This window comes from Bacillus sp. EKM202B (assembly GCF_011066025.1).
Lineage (GTDB): Bacteria > Bacillota > Bacilli > Bacillales > Bacillaceae_G > Bacillus_A > Bacillus_A toyonensis.
This window is the reverse complement of sequence record NZ_JAAMNK010000001.1, coordinates 436458-455904: the sequence shown is the minus strand read 5'-3', so window position 1 is coordinate 455904 and position 19447 is coordinate 436458. Positions and strand designations below refer to the sequence as shown.

Annotated in this window: 22 protein-coding genes and 1 riboswitch; of the genes, 13 read left to right on the top strand and 9 right to left on the bottom strand. The window is 36.4% G+C overall.

Annotation, left to right across the window (positions count from 1 at the left end):
• The first annotated feature begins 21 nt into the window (after positions 1–21).
• The 7 genes from bioA to G9F74_RS02360 all read left to right on the top strand — a co-directional run bounded on the left by bioA (position 22) and on the right by G9F74_RS02360 (position 6306).
• Positions 22–1413 (top strand): adenosylmethionine--8-amino-7-oxononanoate transaminase, encoded by a 1392-nt coding sequence (gene bioA, locus G9F74_RS02390; protein ID WP_016109069.1) that lies wholly within the window; start codon positions 22–24, stop codon positions 1411–1413.
• Positions 1410–2138: a dethiobiotin synthase gene (gene bioD / locus G9F74_RS02385; protein ID WP_000012507.1), complete on the top strand. Its 729-nt coding sequence runs from the start codon at positions 1410–1412 to the stop codon at positions 2136–2138. The genes bioA and bioD overlap by 4 nt, the downstream gene beginning before the upstream one ends.
• Positions 2104–3291, top strand: a complete 1188-nt coding sequence (gene bioF / locus G9F74_RS02380; RefSeq protein ID WP_001077303.1) for an 8-amino-7-oxononanoate synthase — start codon at positions 2104–2106, stop codon at positions 3289–3291. Before bioD ends, bioF begins: the two co-directional genes overlap by 35 nt.
• Positions 3288–4028: an alpha/beta fold hydrolase gene (locus G9F74_RS02375; protein WP_000661287.1), complete on the top strand. Its 741-nt coding sequence runs from the start codon at positions 3288–3290 to the stop codon at positions 4026–4028. The genes bioF and G9F74_RS02375 overlap by 4 nt, the downstream gene beginning before the upstream one ends.
• Positions 3994–4803, top strand: a complete 810-nt coding sequence (gene bioC / locus G9F74_RS02370) for a malonyl-ACP O-methyltransferase BioC (protein ID WP_016109068.1) — start codon at positions 3994–3996, stop codon at positions 4801–4803. The genes G9F74_RS02375 and bioC overlap by 35 nt, the downstream gene beginning before the upstream one ends.
• A 1-nt stretch (position 4804) precedes the next feature.
• Positions 4805–5803, top strand: a complete 999-nt coding sequence (gene bioB, locus G9F74_RS02365; protein ID WP_000815851.1) for a biotin synthase — start codon at positions 4805–4807, stop codon at positions 5801–5803.
• A gap of 182 nt (positions 5804–5985) precedes the next feature.
• The gene (locus G9F74_RS02360) at positions 5986–6306 is read left to right on the top strand and encodes a hypothetical protein (RefSeq protein ID WP_016109067.1); all 321 of its coding nucleotides are present in this window, start codon (positions 5986–5988) and stop codon (positions 6304–6306) included.
• 22 nt (positions 6307–6328) lie between these two features.
• Here G9F74_RS02360 and ribH read toward each other — a convergent pair whose 3' ends face one another.
• From ribH to G9F74_RS02335, 5 genes are all read right to left on the bottom strand, one after another.
• Positions 6329–6790 carry a 6,7-dimethyl-8-ribityllumazine synthase gene (ribH, locus tag G9F74_RS02355; RefSeq protein WP_000230897.1) on the bottom strand — a complete coding sequence of 154 codons (462 nt, stop codon included), beginning with the start codon at positions 6788–6790 and terminating at the stop codon, positions 6329–6331.
• Positions 6791–6808: 18 nt separating this feature from the next.
• The gene (gene ribBA / locus G9F74_RS02350; RefSeq protein WP_000469004.1) at positions 6809–8002 is read right to left on the bottom strand and encodes a bifunctional 3,4-dihydroxy-2-butanone 4-phosphate synthase/GTP cyclohydrolase II; all 1194 of its coding nucleotides are present in this window, start codon (positions 8000–8002) and stop codon (positions 6809–6811) included.
• A 12-nt stretch (positions 8003–8014) separates the two neighbouring features.
• A complete protein-coding gene (gene ribE, locus G9F74_RS02345; RefSeq protein ID WP_000493931.1) occupies positions 8015–8659 on the bottom strand; it encodes a riboflavin synthase subunit alpha in 645 nt (214 codons plus the stop codon).
• Entirely contained in the window at positions 8641–9753 is a 1113-nt protein-coding gene (gene ribD, locus G9F74_RS02340; RefSeq protein ID WP_016109066.1) for a bifunctional diaminohydroxyphosphoribosylaminopyrimidine deaminase/5-amino-6-(5-phosphoribosylamino)uracil reductase RibD, read from the bottom strand. The genes ribE and ribD overlap by 19 nt, the downstream gene beginning before the upstream one ends.
• A gap of 307 nt (positions 9754–10060) precedes the next feature.
• A riboswitch (FMN riboswitch) is annotated at positions 10061–10204 on the bottom strand.
• A 189-nt stretch (positions 10205–10393) separates the two neighbouring features.
• The gene (locus G9F74_RS02335; protein WP_002039507.1) at positions 10394–10636 is read right to left on the bottom strand and encodes a CDGSH iron-sulfur domain-containing protein; all 243 of its coding nucleotides are present in this window, start codon (positions 10634–10636) and stop codon (positions 10394–10396) included.
• 252 nt (positions 10637–10888) lie between these two features.
• On the opposite strand from G9F74_RS02335, the gene G9F74_RS02330 reads away from it, so the two are divergent.
• Positions 10889–11134, top strand: coding sequence for a DUF2552 family protein (locus G9F74_RS02330; protein ID WP_000360799.1), 246 nt, complete (start codon positions 10889–10891; stop codon positions 11132–11134).
• Between the two features lie 11 nt (positions 11135–11145).
• Here G9F74_RS02330 and G9F74_RS02325 read toward each other — a convergent pair whose 3' ends face one another.
• A complete protein-coding gene (locus G9F74_RS02325) occupies positions 11146–12069 on the bottom strand; it encodes an alpha/beta hydrolase (RefSeq protein ID WP_000819220.1) in 924 nt (307 codons plus the stop codon).
• A gap of 81 nt (positions 12070–12150) precedes the next feature.
• Here G9F74_RS02325 and G9F74_RS02320 point away from each other — a divergent pair, with 81 nt between their 5' ends.
• A complete protein-coding gene (locus tag G9F74_RS02320) occupies positions 12151–12633 on the top strand; it encodes a GNAT family N-acetyltransferase (RefSeq protein ID WP_000233394.1) in 483 nt (160 codons plus the stop codon).
• A 99-nt stretch (positions 12634–12732) separates the two neighbouring features.
• The gene (locus G9F74_RS02315) at positions 12733–13596 is read left to right on the top strand and encodes a LacI family DNA-binding transcriptional regulator (protein ID WP_000201332.1); all 864 of its coding nucleotides are present in this window, start codon (positions 12733–12735) and stop codon (positions 13594–13596) included.
• A gap of 23 nt (positions 13597–13619) precedes the next feature.
• Here the strand turns inward: G9F74_RS02315 and G9F74_RS02310 are convergent, their stop codons facing one another.
• Both G9F74_RS02310 and G9F74_RS02305 read right to left on the bottom strand, forming a co-directional pair.
• Positions 13620–14939, bottom strand: coding sequence for a Na+/H+ antiporter family protein (locus G9F74_RS02310; protein ID WP_000994821.1), 1320 nt, complete (start codon positions 14937–14939; stop codon positions 13620–13622).
• 133 nt (positions 14940–15072) lie between these two features.
• Positions 15073–16071: an alpha/beta fold hydrolase gene (locus G9F74_RS02305; protein ID WP_016109065.1), complete on the bottom strand. Its 999-nt coding sequence runs from the start codon at positions 16069–16071 to the stop codon at positions 15073–15075.
• A 122-nt stretch (positions 16072–16193) separates the two neighbouring features.
• Between G9F74_RS02305 and G9F74_RS02300 the strand changes: the two genes are divergently transcribed.
• Positions 16194–16670, top strand: coding sequence for a ribbon-helix-helix domain-containing protein (locus G9F74_RS02300; RefSeq protein ID WP_000151924.1), 477 nt, complete (start codon positions 16194–16196; stop codon positions 16668–16670).
• Between the two features lie 129 nt (positions 16671–16799).
• Here G9F74_RS02300 and G9F74_RS02295 read toward each other — a convergent pair whose 3' ends face one another.
• Entirely contained in the window at positions 16800–18389 is a 1590-nt protein-coding gene (locus tag G9F74_RS02295; RefSeq protein ID WP_016109064.1) for a bifunctional metallophosphatase/5'-nucleotidase, read from the bottom strand.
• A 201-nt stretch (positions 18390–18590) separates the two neighbouring features.
• Between G9F74_RS02295 and G9F74_RS02290 the strand changes: the two genes are divergently transcribed.
• Positions 18591–18854 carry a YqkE family protein gene (locus G9F74_RS02290; protein ID WP_000727568.1) on the top strand — a complete coding sequence of 88 codons (264 nt, stop codon included), beginning with the start codon at positions 18591–18593 and terminating at the stop codon, positions 18852–18854.
• Positions 18855–18922: 68 nt separating this feature from the next.
• A complete protein-coding gene (locus G9F74_RS02285; RefSeq protein ID WP_016109063.1) occupies positions 18923–19447 on the top strand; it encodes a GrpB family protein in 525 nt (174 codons plus the stop codon).

The following is a 19447-nucleotide window of genomic DNA, read 5'->3' as shown; positions in this document are numbered from 1 at the left end:
TTAACATTAGGGGTGACAATTGTGACTGTAAATAGTAATACGACTGAAAAATCATCTTATACATATGAAGAATTATCAGAGAAAAATAAAGCTTACGTATGGCACCCATTTACACAAATGAAAGATTATTTAGAAGAAGATCCTGTCATTATTGAACGTGGAGAGGGAAGAAAGCTATACGATGTAAATGGAAATGAATATTGGGATGGGGTTTCATCTATTTGGCTAAATGTTCACGGACATCAAGTGCCAGAATTAGATGAAGCAATTCGTGAGCAATTAAATAAAATTGCTCATTCTACTATGTTAGGACTTGCTAACGTTCCATCAATTTTATTAGCAGAAAAAATTATTGAGGTTGTACCAGAAGGATTGAAGAAGGTGTTCTATTCAGACTCTGGTTCTACAGCTGTTGAAATTGCAATTAAGATGGCTTTCCAATATTGGCAACATAAAGGGAAACCGAGAAAACAAAGATTTGTTACATTAAAAGAAGCATATCACGGTGATACGATTGGTGCTGTTTCAGTAGGAGCAATAGACTTGTTTCACCAAGTGTATAGTTCACTCTTATTTGAAGCAATTAAAATGCCGTATCCATATACATATCGTTCTCCTTATGGAGATAATAAGGAACAAATTGTAAAAAAACATTTAGAAGAAATGGAAGAAATGCTGAAAGAAAAACATGAAGAAATTGCAGCTATTATTGTAGAACCTTTAATGCAAGGTGCTGGCGGTATGATTACAATGCCGAAAGGATATTTAAAAGGGCTAAGGGATTTATGTACAACATATAATGTTTTATTTATTACGGATGAAGTAGCAACGGGATTTGGGCGCACTGGAAAAATGTTTGCATGTGAACATGCAAATGTGACGCCAGACATTTTAACCGCTGGGAAAGGTTTAACAGGTGGTTATTTACCGGTTGCAGTTACGGTAACGACAGACGAAATATATAATGCCTTCTTAGGAGAATATGAGGAACAAAAATCATTTTTCCATGGTCATAGTTACACAGGTAATCCGTTAGGGTGTGCAGTAGCAATTGCGAATCTAGAATTATATGAAAAAACAAATTTAATAGAAGATGTTGCACGTAAAACAGAATATGTAGCAAAGCAATTAGAAGCGCTCTTTGCATATAAACATGTAGGTGATATTCGTCAGTGTGGGTTAATGGTTGGTATTGAACTAGTGAAGAATAAGGAAACGAAAGAATCGTTTGAATGGACAGAAAGAGTCGGTGTGCAAGTATGTAAACGCTCAAGAGATCTTGGCATGATTTTACGACCGCTCGGTAACACGATTGTATTTATGCCTCCTCTTGCTTCTACAATTGATGAGATTGATGATATGTTACGCATTTTATATAAAGCAATCTCAGATGTTACGGAGGGAGAAGAATGAGCGGTTTTTTCATAACAGCAACAGATACTGAAGTTGGAAAAACTGTGGTTGCAGGTGCGTTAGCAGGTGTATATAGAGAGTTGGGATATAACGTAGGGGTATATAAACCGTTGCAAAGTGGACATGTTGCATCAAACCCTGAGGGAGATGCAGCAAGATTAAAAGCATTATCGGGTGTACCGACAAAAGAAGATGAAATTTGTCCTTATTCCATTGAAGAACCGCTTGCTCCGAGACTTGCGATGAAAAGAGCTGGAAGAGTCGTAAAGTTAAAAGACATTATGAGGCACTATGAAGAACTATTAAAAGAGTTTAATAGCGTATTTGTCGAAGGGGCAGGCGGGCTTGCAGTCCCATATACTGAAGATAGTTTAGTAATTGATTTCGCAAAACAATTACAGTTGCCTCTTATTATAGTAGCTCGCCCTACGCTAGGGACAGTAAATCATACTGTCTTAACAATTTCTTATGCACAGGCACACGGTTTAACAGTAGCAGGTGTAATTTTGTCTAGTTGTAAAGAATGTGACAAAGAAAGAGTGCAAGAAAATAAAGAAATGATTGAGGAGTTAAGTGGAGTACCAGTTTTAGGTTTATTACCATTTCTTGAAGGTGAATTTACTAGGGAAAAATTATTGGAATCAGCAAAAGAACATATTATGATTTCAAAATTAGAGGAGTTCATTCAAAATGAATCAAACGTGGCGCACACATCTTCAATCTAAATTACAACAATTACATGAGCAAGGACAGTATCGTAATTTGCATGTAACAGAGCAAGCAGAAGAGACGTGGCTTATTCGAGATAAAAAAAGGTTGTTAAATTTAGCATCAAATAATTATTTAGGATTAGCTGGGGATGAAAGATTAAAAGAAGCTGCTATTGCGTGTACAAAAAAATATGGAACTGGTGCGACTGCCTCTCGCCTCGTTGTAGGAAATTATCCATTGTATGAAGAGGTTGAGAGAAGTGTATGCAACTGGAAAGGTACTGAAAGAGCACTAATTGTAAATAGTGGATATACAGCAAATGTAGGTGCTATATCTGCTTTAGCCTGTCGTCACGATATTGTGTTTAGTGATAAATTAAATCACGCAAGTATTGTTGATGGAATTATATTAAGCGGCGCAGAACATAAAAGGTATCGTCATAATGATTTGGATCATTTAGAGAAGTTATTGAAAATAGCGTCACCTGAAAAGAGGAAATTAATCGTAACTGATACTGTTTTTAGTATGGATGGTGATACTGCATACTTGAGAGAATTAGTGCAGCTTAAGGAGAAATACGGGGCAATCATTATAGTTGATGAAGCGCATGCGAGTGGAATATATGGAATCGATGGAGCTGGGTTATCTCATATAGAAAAAGACATTGCTCAAAAAATTGATATACATATGGGGACGTTTAGTAAAGCTTTAGGGTGCTATGGTGCGTATTTGACAGGCGATGCAATTTATATAGAGTATTTACGAAATATGATGAGAAGCTTTATTTTTACTACAGCCTTACCACCAGGAATATTAGGGGCGATACGAAAAGCAATTGAAATTGTGAAAGAAGATAACGAAAGAAGAGAGAGTCTTATAGCGAATGGTGCATATTTCAGAACCCATTTACGAGAAGCTGGTTTTGATATTGGGAATAGCTCAACTCATATTGTACCGATTGTAGTCGGTTCAAATGAAAATGCTTTACGGTTTAGTAAAAGATTACAAGAGGTAGACATCGCAGCAATTGCAATTCGTCCACCGACGGTTCCAATTAATAGTTCCCGGGTCCGTTTTGCTGTTACGTCACAACATACAATAGCTGATTTAAAATGGGCCATTGACCAAATTATTCACATTGCGAAAGAAGAGGAGCTTTTCGTATGAAAGAGCTAAAGATTATTTTTATCCCTGGATGGGGAATGGAAGAAAATGTTTGGGATTTAGTACTTCCGTATTTCAAAGAATATCCTGTTCAATGCATAGATTGGCGTAACGTGAAAGAGATAGGCGAGTTTGCGGAACGAATAATAGATGTAGCGCATGATGAAAATGTAATTTTAGTTGGATGGTCATTAGGAGCTTTAGCGGCAATTCAAGCCTATAAAAAGATTAAGGCAAAAGGTATCGTATTAATTGGTGGTACTGCTAAATTTACAAATACGAGTGACTATACAAGTGGATGGAATTCTTTGCATGTAGAACGGCTGAAAAAGAATTTGGTGGGGAAGAAAGAAGATACGCTCAAGCGGTTCTATGAAAATATGTTTACGAAAGATGAGTTGAAAGAGAATAAATGTTTTGAAGATATTGTAAAACATTTTAAAGGGGATTCTATTCAGTCTTTACAATTAGGTTTGGATTATTTAATAGAAACAGATATGAGAGGAGAGCTGAAAGAAATTCAAGCACCTATACTATTTATTCATGGAGAGCAGGATGTAATATGTCCATTGTCTGCTGCTCATAGTATGGCGGACAATACAAATGTAACACTCAAGGTAGTAAGTGAGGCAGGACACGCATTATGTATAACGAATTTTGAATATTGTGCAAATGAGGTAATTCAATTTGTAGAGGGGATACGACATGATCAACAAAACGTTACTGCAAAAACGGTTTAACGTGGCAGCTGTATCTTACGATCAATATGCAAATGTACAAAAAAAGATGGCACATTCATTACTTTCTACATTGAATCGACGATATAGTGCAAATTCATCGATACGTATTTTAGAACTTGGATGCGGGACAGGTTATGTCACAGAGAAATTATCAAACTTATTTCCAAAAGCGCATATTACAGCTATTGATTTTGCTGAAAGTATGATTGCGGTTGCGAAAACTAGACAAAATGTAAAAAATGTAACGTTTCACTGTGAAGATATCGAACGATTACGATTAGAAGAATCATATGATGTCATTATTTCAAATGCTACATTTCAATGGCTAAATGATTTAAAACAAGTGATTAGAAATCTATTTCATCATTTGTCTACAGATGGGATACTACTCTTTTCAACGTTTGGACAAGAAACTTTTCAAGAGCTTCACAATTCGTTTCGGAGGGCGAAAGAAGAAAAAAATATACGAAATGAAATAGTGATAGGTCAACGTTTTTATTCGAAAGATCAGTTACGCCATATATGCAAGATAGAAACAGGGAATGTACATGTTTCTGAAACATGTTACATAGAGAGTTTTGCAGAAGTTAGAGAGTTTCTGCATTCTATTCGAAAAGTAGGAGCGACCAATAGTAATGAAGAATCATATTGCCAAAGTCCCTCACTCTTTCGTGCGATGCTTCGTATATACGAAAGAGACTTCACGGGAAATGAAGGGATAATGGCAACGTATCATGCTTTATTTACGTATATAACAAAAGAGGGGAAGAGATGAAATGAAACAAGTACAAACAAAAAGGGATTGGAAAAAACTTGCATACGACGTAGTAGAAGAGAAAATGATTACGAAAGAAGATGCAATAGCAATATTAGAAGCTGATGATACAGAAGTTTTAGAAATTATGAATGCAGCCTACATCATTCGTCATCATCATTTTGGTAAGAAAATAAAATTGAATATGATTATTAATACGAAATCTGGCTTATGTCCTGAAGATTGTGGGTATTGTTCACAGTCTATTATTTCAGAAGCACCAATTGATAAATATGCATGGTTAACGCAGGAGAAGATTGTAGAAGGAGCACATGAAGCAATTCGCCGTAAAGCGGGTACATATTGTATTGTAGCATCTGGCCGTCGCCCGACAGATAAAGAAGTAAATCACGTAATTGGGGCTGTGAAGGAAATTCGTGAAACGACAGATTTGAAGATTTGTTGCTGTTTAGGTTTCTTAAACGAAGATCAAGCAGGACGCTTAGCAGAAGCTGGTGTTCATCGTTATAACCACAACTTAAATACACATGAAAACAATTATGAAAGCATTTGCTCAACTCATACGTATGACGATCGTGTTGATACGGTTCAAAAAGCGAAACAAGCTGGTATTTCACCATGCTCTGGGGCGATTTTTGGAATGGGAGAAACAATTGAAGAACGTGCTGAAATAGCATTTGAATTACAACGTATAGATGCAGATTCTATTCCGTGTAATTTCCTCGTTGCTGTAAAGGGCACACCGCTTGAAGGACAAAAAGAGTTAACACCTGTAGAATGTTTAAAAGTATTGGCGATGATGCGTTTCGTAAACCCAACAAAAGAAATTCGTATTTCAGGAGGTCGCGAAATTAATTTACGTTCTGTACAGCCACTCGGCTTATTTGCAGCAAACTCTATTTTTGTCGGGGATTACTTAACGACAGCTGGACAAGAGCCAACTGCAGACTGGGGTATGATTGAAGATTTAGGATTTGAGATTGAGGAATGTGCACTATAAGATAGAGGAAAAAGCAAACTTGTAAAAGAGTTTGCTTTTTTTGTAAATAAAATGTAATAAAAGGCTATTATCACTTGATACGAATGGGTTTTGAGTGAGAAAAAGAATTTTTGCAGACGAATTTTCCAAGCCCTAGTTGTACATAGTAAATATGTATTTTATATTGGGTTGGAGGATTTTACATGCACAAATACATATTAGCGATTATGACCTGTCTAATTTTAATAAAAGCAATAAGTACTGATCCAGTTAAGGCCGCTGAAAATCCTGAACAAAAAGAGATGCAACAAAGAATTGAACAACATTTTCGAACGAAAGCTGAACATTTTGGATTGAAAACGGAAGGGAAAGATTTAAAGGAAGTACGAAAAGAAATTACTATTATAGAAGAAGCGAAAAAAAGAGAGAATGTATGGAGAACAGCGCAAGCACTTCGTATAAAGACAGCAGGAAAAACGATGAATGAATTAATAAAAGATGTACGAAAAAAAGCGAAAAAATAAAAAGAGGCCGCAGCCTCTTTTTTTATGCCCATTGTTTTGATAAGTGAGCCATTTCAATGGCAGCAACGGCTGATTCATATCCTTTATTACCAGCTTTCGTACCTGCACGTTCAATCGCTTGTTCAATTGTTTCTGTCGTTAATACACCGAAAATAACAGGGATGTCAGTTTGTAGTGATAAAGACGCAACACCTTTTGCTACTTCATTACAAACGTAATCGTAATGTGTAGTAGCTCCACGGATTACAGTACCTAAAGTAATAACAGCATCATACTTTCCGCTACTGGCCATCTTTTTAGCGATTAAAGGAATTTCAAATGCACCAGGAACCCAAGCGACATCAATATCATTTTCTTCTACGCCGTGACGTTTTAATCCGTCTAAAGCGCCGCCAAGTAATTTACTTGTAATAAATTCATTAAAACGTCCAACAACAACCCCAACTTTTAATCCTGTACCAACTAAATGACCTTCGAATACCATAATAAATCTCTCCTTTGATTATAAGTTTAATAAATGTCCTAATTTGTTTACTTTCGTTTGTAAATATGTTTTATTCTCTTCTTTTGTTGGCATTTGCAACGGTACACGCTCGACTACTTCTAAATCGTAACCTTGTAAGCCAGCAATTTTTCTTGGATTATTCGTTAATAATCGTAAACTTTGTAAGCCTAAATCTTTTAATATTTGAGCGCCGATACCATAATCACGAAGGTCAGCAGGGAAGCCGAGTTTTTCATTTGCTTCTACAGTATCGAATCCTTCTTCCTGCAATTTATAAGCGCGAAGCTTATTAAGAAGCCCGATGCCTCGTCCTTCTTGTCTCATATAAAGAAGAACACCTTTTCCTTCACGCTCAATTTGAGCAAGTGCTGCATGGAGTTGTGGTCCGCAATCACAGCGACATGAACCGAATACATCTCCTGTTAAACATTCAGAATGAACACGTACAAGCACCGGTTCACCTGTTGAAATATCACCTTTTATGAGCGCAATATGTTCTTTCGTATCTAATGAGTTAGAATAGCCAATTGCTTGGAAAGTACCGAAATCTGTAGGTAAGGTAATTTCCACTTCTCTCGTCACAAGTGTTTCATGATGGCGGCGATAAACAATTAAATCTTCTATCGTAATCATTTTTATATCAAATTGTTTTGCGCACTGTAGTAAATCAGGTACACGTGCCATCGTACCGTCCTCATTAATAATCTCGCAAATGACACCAGCAGGTTCTGCTCCGCAAAGTTTTGCTAAATCGACAGCAGCTTCTGTATGACCTGAACGGCGAAGGACACCGCCTTCTTTTGCGATTAATGGAAAGATATGTCCAGGTCGATTGAAATCAGCACCTTTAGATGCAGGGTTTAACAATTCTTGTATCGTAGTTGCACGTTCGTGAGCGCTAATCCCTGTTGTTGTAGAAACATGATCAATGCTCACTGTAAACGCAGTATGATGTGAATCTGTATTATGAGATACCATTGGTTCTAATTGTAGGCGCTCTGCGTACCCTTCCGTAATCGGTACGCAAACGAGGCCGCGACCATGTGTAATCATAAAATTAATTGTTTCTGGCGTAATATACTCTGCTAAAGCGATAAAATCGCCTTCATTTTCTCGGTTTTCATCGTCGCATACGATAACGACTTTTCCTTGTTTTAAATCTTCTAGAGCTTCTTCAATACGATGAAACATTATGTTTCCCCCTTATAGAAATCCGTTTTCTTGTAAAAAGCTTTCGGACATTGACCCCGTTCGTTTTACAGGTTTAGAAATAAAGCGTTCGATATATTTACCAATCATGTCACACTCAATGTTTACGATATCTCCGGCATTCTTTTCTCCGATGACAGATTCGCTTACTGTGTGTGGGATGAGTGAAATTGTTATGGAAGATTCGTCTATATCAAATATCGTTAAACTCGTTCCATCAACAGCAACGGATCCTTTATGCAAACAATAGCGTAGCAATTCATCGGAAATTGCTATTTTGTAATAGACGGCATTGTAATGTTGTTTTTTAGTTAAAATTGTCCCGATGCCATCGATATGTCCTGAAACGAAATGTCCACCAAAGCGCCCGTTTGCAGCCATGGCCCGCTCTAAATTTACTTTAGAGTGTGATTTAAGCAGGCGAAGTGATGTTGATTTCATCGTTTCAGGCATTGCATCAACTGTAAATGAAGTAGTTGTAAAGCTCGTTACAGTTAAGCAAATCCCGTTAACCGCGATACTATCACCTAAATGGACATCAGATAAAATTTTATTTGCATGGATCGTTAATTTCATCGCTTCTCCGCTTTGTTGCATGTTTGTGATCGTTCCTAATTCTTCTACAATTCCTGTAAACATTTCGTCACCTCATTTCGGGCAGTCGCAACAATTTTGATATCATCGCCAATTTGTTTCATCTCTTGAATTTTCAAGGAAAGCGAATCTTGTAATTTTGAAAAACCGTTTCCTCCAAAAAGAGTAGGAGCACCTTTCCCGCCAATTAATTTCGGGCTTATATAGGTTACAATTTCATTGAAATTGTTTGTTTGTAAGAAACTTGCATGAACAGTTTGTCCACCTTCGATGAAGAGAGACAGGATTTGTTTTTCACCGAGTAGATCTAAAACATCTTGAATTTCAATTTGCTTCGTTTTCATTTGGAATATCGCTATATTTTTAGATTCATAAGAAGCTATTTTCTCTTTATTTACATCCTTACCTACAATAATCCATGTCGGTGCTAAAGTATCTGTTATGACATGAGAAGATGGTGGCGTTCGTAAATGGGTATCTAAAATAACGCGAATAGAATGTTTCCCGCCATTTGGAATTCTTGTTGTTAAATGTGGATTGTCGGCTATAACTGTATTCACTCCAACAAGAATTGCATCATGTGTATGGCGATATTGGTGAACGTCAGCGCGTGCTTCTGCACCAGTAATCCACTTACTTTCACCAGTTACAGTGGCTGTTTTGCCGTCTAAGCTCATCGCAGTCTTTATCGTGACAAATGGGCGTTTCGTTTTCATGTAGTGAAAAAAGTAGCGATTTAATAAAACTGCTTCCGTTTCAAGAACACCCGTAGTTACTTCGATTCCTGCCTCTTCTAATTTCTTTTTTCCATTACCAGAAACGAGCGGGTTGCAATCAAGGGTAGCAATGACAATGCGCTTAACTCCCTTTTCGATGAGTAATTCACAGCAAGGTGGTGTTTTTCCAAAGTGGCTACACGGCTCAAGTGTTACATAGACGGTAGCGTTTATGGCTTTCTCACCAGCCATATGAAGGGCATGAACTTCCGCGTGTTCTTCACCAGCACGTAAATGAGCGCCCATTCCGACAATTTTTCCATCTTTTACCACAATGGCACCAACCATAGGATTCGGACTCGTTTGTCCTGATGTCCCCTTAGCTAATTGCAAGGCAATCCTCATATATTCTTGATCAGTCATTCTCTTCACCTCTCCTAAAAAAATCAAAAAACCCCAAGGATTTAATATCCTTGGGGTTTGGGAGACGTGATTTCTAGAATTATAGTTCGAATACGAAAGTACAGGAAAGAAACCTAGCGATGATTGACATTTTTGCGTAAGGAAAAAACCTAGCAAAATATCGAATTTTTTAAACGCTAGTTGTCTCTTTTTTATTTCAGTATAAAAAATGAGTATAGAAAACTAAACATATATATAAATTCAAAATGAATGTATAAAAATATGCATACTGAAATAAAAGTGTATTCACTATATAAAAAACTAGAAACATATCCTTCTCCCATCCAGACTATACTGTCGGCCCTAGAGTTTCACTAGATCCACCGTTTTCGAGTTGAAAACGGGTCACGGACTTAGAAGTTTTCACTTCATCACCGCCGGTTGGGAATTTCACCCGACCCCGAAGGATGCTGTTTGGTCAAATTATAGCACAAAAAAGAAAAAAGGCTAGCAAAAAATATTTGAATGTGAAGAATTGTGTGAAAATACATGGAGATTGAAATGGAGACAAAAGTGTTAAAAATGTTGTTAGGAAAAGGAATATCCAGACTTTGATTAAAAGAAAAAACATGCACAAAAAATGTGCATGTCACATACGAAATTACTTTGCCTCTGGTGCTCTAACAACAGATTCGAATTTACCTTTATGCGAAGCATCGCAATAAGGCATATTTTTTGATAAACCACAACGGCATAAAGAAAATGCTGGTTTTGCTGGGAATACATTCCCTTGTGAGTCGACTAATTCCACGTCCCCTGTAACGCGAAAAGAGCCATTATCATTTACTTTAATTTGTACTTTTGCCAACGCTATCCCTCCTTCCCAAACGCTTAATTTCATCATATAATCAAGGGAAGCACTTGACAATATAAAGTGAAACTTTAATTAGTGGAGGGGGTTCATTCCACTGATTATTAGCCTTCACCAATCGGGCGATTACGGGCAGTTAATCTCCCGCCTAACTTCTTTGCTTTAGCCGAATTTTGAGATGGGAGTCTCACTGCCCGTTAACGCGGGATAAAAAGAGCACTTTCTTTGGGAGAGAAGAGAGTGTTATAATGTTTTTTATAACTGACTAGAGTAAGGTGACGAAAGATGGATAAACAATTACTTACATTACGAAATATTGCAAATGAGCGCACGTGGGCATCATTTTTGAATGATAATCATCCATATAGTTTATTGCACTGGTCGATTGCCGGTGTAGGACAAGAAGCGAAGGATGTTTGGTTACTTCAAGATGAGGTAACGTTTCAAACGACAGAATTTCCAACGCTAGATGAAGCTGTGCAATGGATTTCTGAAAACATGGAACAAGTTACAGACGTTTTATCGCAATGAAAAAAACAGGCTTATGCAAGCCTGTTTTTTGTTTCTTTTACGTATGTGTTCAAAAATTGATCAAGAGCTGCTTCATACTCCTCTTTATTTTCGTTATAAGAGCAAGCGTGTGCACCGTGTTCTGCAATATAAAGTTGTTTATTATTTTCTTTTGCTTCATATAGAGCTTTTGTCATATCGGCTAAAATATAATCGTCATCTTTACTATGAATAAAGAGAACGGGATTGTTAATGTTTTTTATACAGTCGATTGGTGAAACTTCACGAATTGTATACCCGTCACGAACTTTTAAAAAAGCATTTGCTAATGGTAATAAAGGCCATTTGGGTAAATGGAATTCAACCTTTAAGCGGTGCTGTAATTGCCCATAGAAATCAGAAAAAGGACAATCTGCAATATAGAAATCAGCACCATCTTCTACAAGTCCTGCGTATTGAAGTAGTGTTGCAGCGCCCATAGATTCACCATGAATACCGAGTATTATATTTGTGCCAAAACGACTTTTTAGCCAGTCAACTACTGATTTTAAATCATGTTTTTCATAGTATCCATAGCTTGTTGTTTTTCCTCCGGTTTTACCATGACGACGATGATCATAAATAAGGACATTAAATCCTCTGCTTAAAAATAAGTTTGCATATTTTACAGAGTTCATTTTGTTTACAGTTACGCCGTGACAAAAAACCATAAACTTGTTGGAATGACCTGCAGGAATGTAATATCCATGAAGATCATATCCGAATTGCGAAGGGATATGAATTTCTTCTTTATGAAGAGCGTCAAAATCTTCTATACGAAAATGTTTTTTCGATTCTCTTTCTAGAACTTCTTCCTCTGTTTTTTTCTTCAAGTACATCACTTTATTTGTAAAGAAAATCCCAAGGGCAGTTATCGCACCTAGTATAGTAAACAATGCTGCAAAAAAACGTTTCATACTTTACCTCATCCTCCAAATACCGTTACATGTGATACACTTACATTGTATCACAAGGATAGAAAAGGAGAGAAATAGGAAATGGTGCATATAAAAAAAATTACATCAACAATGAAAGAAAAAATCCGAATGTTCATGTGTGAAAACTGGGGGAGCTCATTGATGGTTTCGCGTGGTAAGGGGCATCAGTTAGAAGAGCTACCAGGATTTGTTGCGTTTTTAGATGACAGAATAATCGGAATTATAACGTATGAAGTGACTGGGAATTTGTGTGAAATTGTATCGTTAGATAGTTTTGAAGAAAGGAAGGGGATCGGGACGAAGCTTGTGGATTGCGTATTGCAAGTTGCTCAAGAAGCACAGTGCCAAGGAGTTTGGCTCATTACAACAAATGATAATATGAACGCGTTACGCTTTTATCAAAAACGTAATTTCATGATGACAAATTTATATGTAAATGCAGTAGAAGAGGCGCGAAAAATAAAGCAAGAAATTCCGCGCATTGGATATGATAATATCCCGATTTTACATGAAATTCAGATGGAGTATCGTTTATTGAAATGATGTAACAATTTTCAGAAATATAAGTTATTAATCTTGACGAATACTGTAATTTAAGTTACCTTAAAATTGTAATCTATTACCATATTAAGGGGTGACGATGTGGCAACTATACGTGATGTTGCAAAATTGGCAGGTGTTTCAGTCGCAACCGTTTCACGAGTTATTAATGAAAAAGGATACGTTCATGACGAAACAGTAAAACAAGTAAAGGAAGCAATTGAGGAATTACGTTATAGGCCAAACAGTGCAGCAAAGCCATTATTTAAAGAGAATTCAACAATCATTGCATTACTTGTAGAGAATTTATGTAACCCATTAAACATCACTTTGCTACATTGTATTGAGGAAATAGCATATAAAGAAGGCTATCAAATAATCGTTTGTAATATAGAGAATAAAGATAGATACATACATATGTTGAAGCAAAATAACGTTGCAGGTGTTATTTTGACAAAATCAGTTTTTAAAAGTCTAGGGAAAATCGAATTCCCATTTGTTGTGATGGAGGAAAAACAACCTCTTACAAATCATTATGAAAGTGGACAGAGGGCTGTTTCTTTATTAAAAGAGAAAGCATGTCACTTTCTTGCTTATTTCGGTGAGGGGGAAGAAAGTGAAGAAATGGAAGAGCGTATATCAGGATTTTTAGACGCTGTTTGGGATGAAGGGATCTCTTATCGAGAAGCATGTGTACAAAGGTATACGAATAAACAGTTTATTACATTATTGCAAACTCATCCGTATATAGATGGAATTGTAGCTTCAAGTGATAAGGTTGCTACCGAGTTAATTCGAGCAGCCAAATTTCTAAATATACATATACCAGAAAAATTAAAAATTATTGGACCGAATGGGAGTATCGAGAGTGAATGGATAGGTCCATCACTACCAGCAATTGAAAATTACGTCGAAGAAGAAGCGAAAATAGCTTTTCAACAATTAAAAGGGAAAATGAAAAAGTAAAAGGTGCGTTTTATACGCACCTTTTACAATGTAATTGCGGCAATAAAGCCAAATATAAGTAACGGTATATTATAATGCAGAAAAGTCGGTACACATGTATCCCATATATGATGGTGTTGACCGTCAGCGTTTAAACCTGATGTTGGTCCAAGTGTACTATCAGATGCTGGAGATCCTGCATCACCTAGCGCTCCTGCTGTACCGATAATTGCAATTGTAGCCATTGGACTAAATCCAAGCTGAATGCAAAGGGGTACAAAAATTGTTGTTAAGATAGGAATGGTTGAAAAGGATGAACCAATTCCCATCGTAACGAGAAGTCCGATAACGAGCATAAGAAATGCAGCAAGCGGTTTGTTATTTCCGATGAAATGTGCACTCGTTTGCACAAGTGATTCAACATGTCCTGTTTTTCGAAGAACAGCGCCAAATCCAGCGGCAGAAATCATAACAAATCCGATAAAGGACATCATACGCATTCCACTTGTTAATATTGCATCTGCTTCTTTAAGGGGGAGACTACCACTAATTGATAAGACAATAATCCCCGCTAAGGCACCGAAAATCATTGATTCTGTTGCTAATTGAACAGTTAATGTAGCTGTGATAGATAATAATCCGAAAGTGATGCTTCGCTTTGTATAGGGAACGATTTCACTTTCGGCGGTATGAATTTGTTCTGTTTCATATGTACGAGGTTTTCGGTACGTAATGAATACCGCTACACATAATCCGATAATCATTCCGATTGCTGGAATAGTCATCGCTTTTGGGATAAGCGCGACATCAAATGTAAGGCCGCTTTGGGCAGCATTTGTTTGCAATACGTCATGATAAATTTTTCCGAATCCTGCAGGGATCCACATATAAGGTGTAATTAACCCGAATGTAATAATACATGTGACAAGTCTACGATCTACTTTCAGCTCGTTTAATACTTTTAAAAGTGCAGGAATTAAGATTGGGATGAAAGCGATATGAACAGGGATAACATTTTGTGAGAAACAAGCCATTGTTAAAATGATGAATAAAATCAGTATTTTAGAATAAACTTGTTTTTTTGTGTCTTGTTCGTTGCCAATCCATTTTAATGCGGTTTGAATCATGGCATCTGGAAGTCCTGTTTTAGAAAGAGAAATAGCGAAACCGCCAAGCATTGCATAGCTTAATGCGATAGGGGCACTGTTTCCAAGACCAGTTGTAAAAGTGTTAATTGTTTCTGAAATACCGAGTCCGCCGATAAGTCCGCCTGTTAGAGCTCCAATAATAATGGCGACAATGACTTGGACACGTAACAAACTAAGCAATAGCATGACTGCTACTGCGACGAGTACAGCGTTCATAATAGATATAATCTCCCTAATTTTTATTCTGTTAAGGCAAGTGAATATGAAGCAGTTTGCTATATTTATACATAATACTTGCGACATATTATTATAAAATGTTTTCTATGAAATGTAAAAGAGCCTTTTGTATTTAATGATGAAAAGATAGCTCTTGTTTGATGGATTGTAAAGAATTAGCAAATAGTTCTGGTTCTTCTAGATCAGGAGAATGTGCTGAATTTGGAAACCAAATCATTTTCTTTATGGGTGCTTCAATAACATCACAATATTCTTGAACGAGTGCATACGGAGTTTGATAATCATAGCGACCAGAACAAAAATATACCGGAATAGATAAACTTGAAATAGACGAAAAGAAATCGATTGTCAGCATTTCTTCCCATAAAACGCCAGATTTTAAATTTCCTGCGAGAAACTTGAACCAATCTAATAGCGTATACTCAGGAGAAAAGAAACCTTTTCGTATGAAAGAAAAGGAAGATCCGTTTTGGATTGCGCCTCCAAATGTGCCAAGCCACTTTCTTTGAATAATAAGACGTCTCGTATCTAAAAATGGTGGTTTGCCTAATTTTAAAAGGGAAGCTAATGCTTTTTTATGATCATGTTTTTTGGCAGAATGAATTAAATGTTGATATAGCAATTCTTCATTTTGTTTCATATGTACAATTTGCCCTATACCGATGTAAGCCTCGATATATTTTGGATATTGATGTGCTATGTTAAGCCCAATAATACTTCCCCAAGAATGACCACCGAGAAATAGTTTTTGTTTGTTGAACCTTTTAAGTACATATTGAATCACTTCTTTTGCATCGGAAACGAATTGTTCGATTGTGAAATTTGCTCCGAAATCTTTCATTGAAAAGGATTTACCTGCCCCGCGTTGATCCCAATTAATAACGATAAAGTGCTTCTCTAATTCTTTTTGGAAATGGCGAATAAATCCGATTTGTGCCATGCCAGGTCCGCCGTGACAGCATAATAAAATAGGCTGTTCTATGTTTTGACCACGCATGAGGAGGAATTGTTTTCGGTTGTTAATCATAACGCTTTCCATCGTAGCAATACTATTAGGAATGAGTTGTTTATTTTCATTATAGAACTGTGGGGTACAGCTACGAAAAAGCATATTGAAAACCTCCTTTTCTGAAATCGTATGAATCGCACAGGCTATTTATTTTGCATATACTGTTAGAAAATCATTGTAACATACCATGCTAGTGTCATTTCAACATGGGAGGAGGGGAAATTGTGACGATTGGAGAAATTATAGATTGTTTAAATAGGCGTGAATCCATCGCTATTATAGCAAAGCGCCTTGAAATAAGTCCGTATACATTATCGAAGAAATTAAGGTGGATTGGATACGAGTATGATGGAGAACGGAAGAAACGTATTTTTGTAGGAGATGGAGAAGAACCACGTCACTTACAACTCCAAGAAGCGACCGCCCTTCAATATGCGAAAACAGATTATCAAGTATTAATTTATGAGCAATTACAAAGCATTTATGAATTATTAAGAAAGAGAGAAGAAGTAAGTGCACCAATTATGAGTAAAAGTACAGAAAAAAAGAAACGTACCTTCTCTATTAATAAAGAAATATTAGCAAGATTAGACATCATATCAGAATCAAAAGGGATTCAAAAATCTAAACTTGTAGAAGAGGCATTACAACAATTTTTACAGCAATATGACTTTAACAACACATCACATTTTGATAATTGAAGAAAAGGATACTGTGTTCATTATAAGAACGAGTATCCTTTTCTTTGTTTCATGTATATTACGGCTAGAATAAAGGATAAGTGCATATCCTTTGCAATGAAAAGTACAGAGTGCGTATTTCGAGCGTACTTAATTTATTTTTTGAATTCTACCATCAATAGTTGGTTGAATTGGCTCTTTTACTTGTTTTACATAATCAACTAGTGCTTCAAAGTCATTTGGACCAGTCTCTGCATTTTTACCATTTTTAAATGATACGAATCCATCACCACCAGAAGCTAAGAAAGCATTTGCAACTACGCTATACGTTTTAGATGGAGATAATTCTTCTCCATTTGTTAAGCGTATATTCGTAACCTTTTCACCGTTTGGTTTGCTTGCATCCCAAGTATATTGAATACCTGAAATTTGCAGCATTCTCGTTGTTCCTTTTTGCCATTGTTGATTTAAAATATCACGAATATCTTGACCTGTTAAATCTGCTTTAATCAACTGATTTCCAAAAGGTTGAATGCCGTACAATTCGCCCCATGTAATATCACCAGCGTCTAAGTCGTTACGAATCCCACCAGGATTCATAAGTGCGATTTGAGTTTGCATCGTTTGGCGCTGTGCATCGGCAACTAAATTTCCAAGTGTAGATTCACCAGCATCGTTTTGTTTACGGTCAATAGGTGCTGTAGATTTTCCGACTACTTCATTTACAAGAGGTGCGATTTTTTCTTTATATTGATCTAACTTTTGTTTTACTTGTTTATCAGGTTCGACACCTTCATGGTATGTTGTAACAACTTCAGCTTTTTTCTTTACGATATCTTTTGTTTTACGGTCAATTGTTACATCTACGTCTGAGAAAGCCATCCCGTAAGAGTTCGCTTGTACGATAAGTTTATTATTAACAGTACCATTTACATACGTATGACTATGCCCACCGAAAATAACATCAACTTCTGGATCAGCTTCATTTGCAATTCGGTTAAGGTCGCCATTTGTTATACCAGATTCATCTGTCGTTCCGCCAACATGTGCAAGGACGACGATAGATTTAACACCGAGACGCTTTAATTGTTGCGTTGATTTATTAATCGCTTCCACTTCGTCAGTGATCTGTACATTTTTAAGCATAGTAGGCATAACGACATTTGGTGTATCAGTTGTAACGACACCAATGAATCCTACAGGAACACCATCTACCATTTTTACAGTAAATGGTGGTAAGAATAAGCGACCAGTTGATTTGTTATAGAAGTTTGCAGCGACATAAGGGAAGTTTGCTCCTTTGAAATTCCCTGTTTTTTCGTGGTAACCACCGTAAATGAGTCGTTTCATTTCATCGATGCCTTCATCAAATTCATGGTTTCCGATTGTACCTACATCAAATTTTAAGTCGTTTAAAAATTCAATCGTTGGTTCGTCTTGTAACAATGCTGAAACTGGTGGACTAGCTCCGACAATATCGCCAGCATGTACGAGAAGTGTATTAGTGTTTTGTTTTTTACGTTCTTTTAAATAAGTGGCTAAGTAATCAGCGCCACCAGCTTCTTTATTATTAATTTTTTTAACAGTATCTAGTTGTCCATGGAAATCATTAATGCCAAGCATTTGTACGTCTATGTAACGGTTTTGTTCGGCTGGAGTCTGAGATGGGGGAGCGGCGAATACACTTGAAAAAGTAATGGTGCTTAAAACTGCGACAGCGGGAATAATTTTTTTCCACATAATTCATTTCTCCTTTTTTTATAATCTGACATCATACGACATAATTTTAATAGATTCATAGGATTATATCTATATAAAAATTTAGTTTTTTTAAAAAATTAACAAATTTACAAATAATGAATAATAGAGTAATGAACCTTTTTTATTGTCGATTTCAGCATGTATCCTCTATAATGGAGAAAAAAGTAAAAGGTGAGCGGTATGAAGAAAAAGAAACAAAGGCAAGTGCAAAGACAATCTCAAATGAACCAACCGAAGAAAGAATCACTTACATTAGGTGATCAATTAAATGATTCACTCATGCAACAATTAAAAAATAAGAAAAAAGAGTTACAAGTGAGAGAAGAGAAAAAAGAGGCAGCAGAACTGGAAAGAAAGCGTCAAGAGCAAAAAGAACGTGAAAAGAATAAATCATTTGAAGAACTGTTAAGTGAAAGTAATCTTACTTGGAAAGACTTTAAATAATAACGAAAATGATCAGTGTATATCGCTGGTCATTTTTTTGACGAGCTTGTAAGAAAAGGGGAGTTAAAATGAGAAAAATTGTAGTCGTACCATATGAAAATCATTTGATTGAAAAATTTCAAATGGAAGCCGAAAGATTGAAGTCTGTGCTGCCAGAAACAGTGGAGATTCATCATATTGGCAGTACATCAGTGCCAGGACTAGCAGCTAAACCTATTATCGATATGATTATGGAGGTAGAAAGTATCGATCGTGTAGATCGTTGGAATGAAAGATTTAAAGAGCTTGGTTACATCGTAAAAGGAGAAAATGGTATTTCAAGACGCCGTTATTTTATTCATGGAACGGAGGAAAAACGCTCGTATCACTTACACGTGTTTGAAAAAGGAAATCCTGAGATAGTAAGGCATTTAGCGTTTCGTGATTATATGATGGCGCATTGTGAAGAAGCAAAGGCGTATGCAGTTTTAAAGAGAGAACTAGCCGAAAAATATACATATGATGGCACGTTATATACGGAAGGGAAAAACGAGTTTGTACGTAATATTGATGAAAAAGCAAAAGAATGGAGAAAAGGAAACGTAAATAATTGA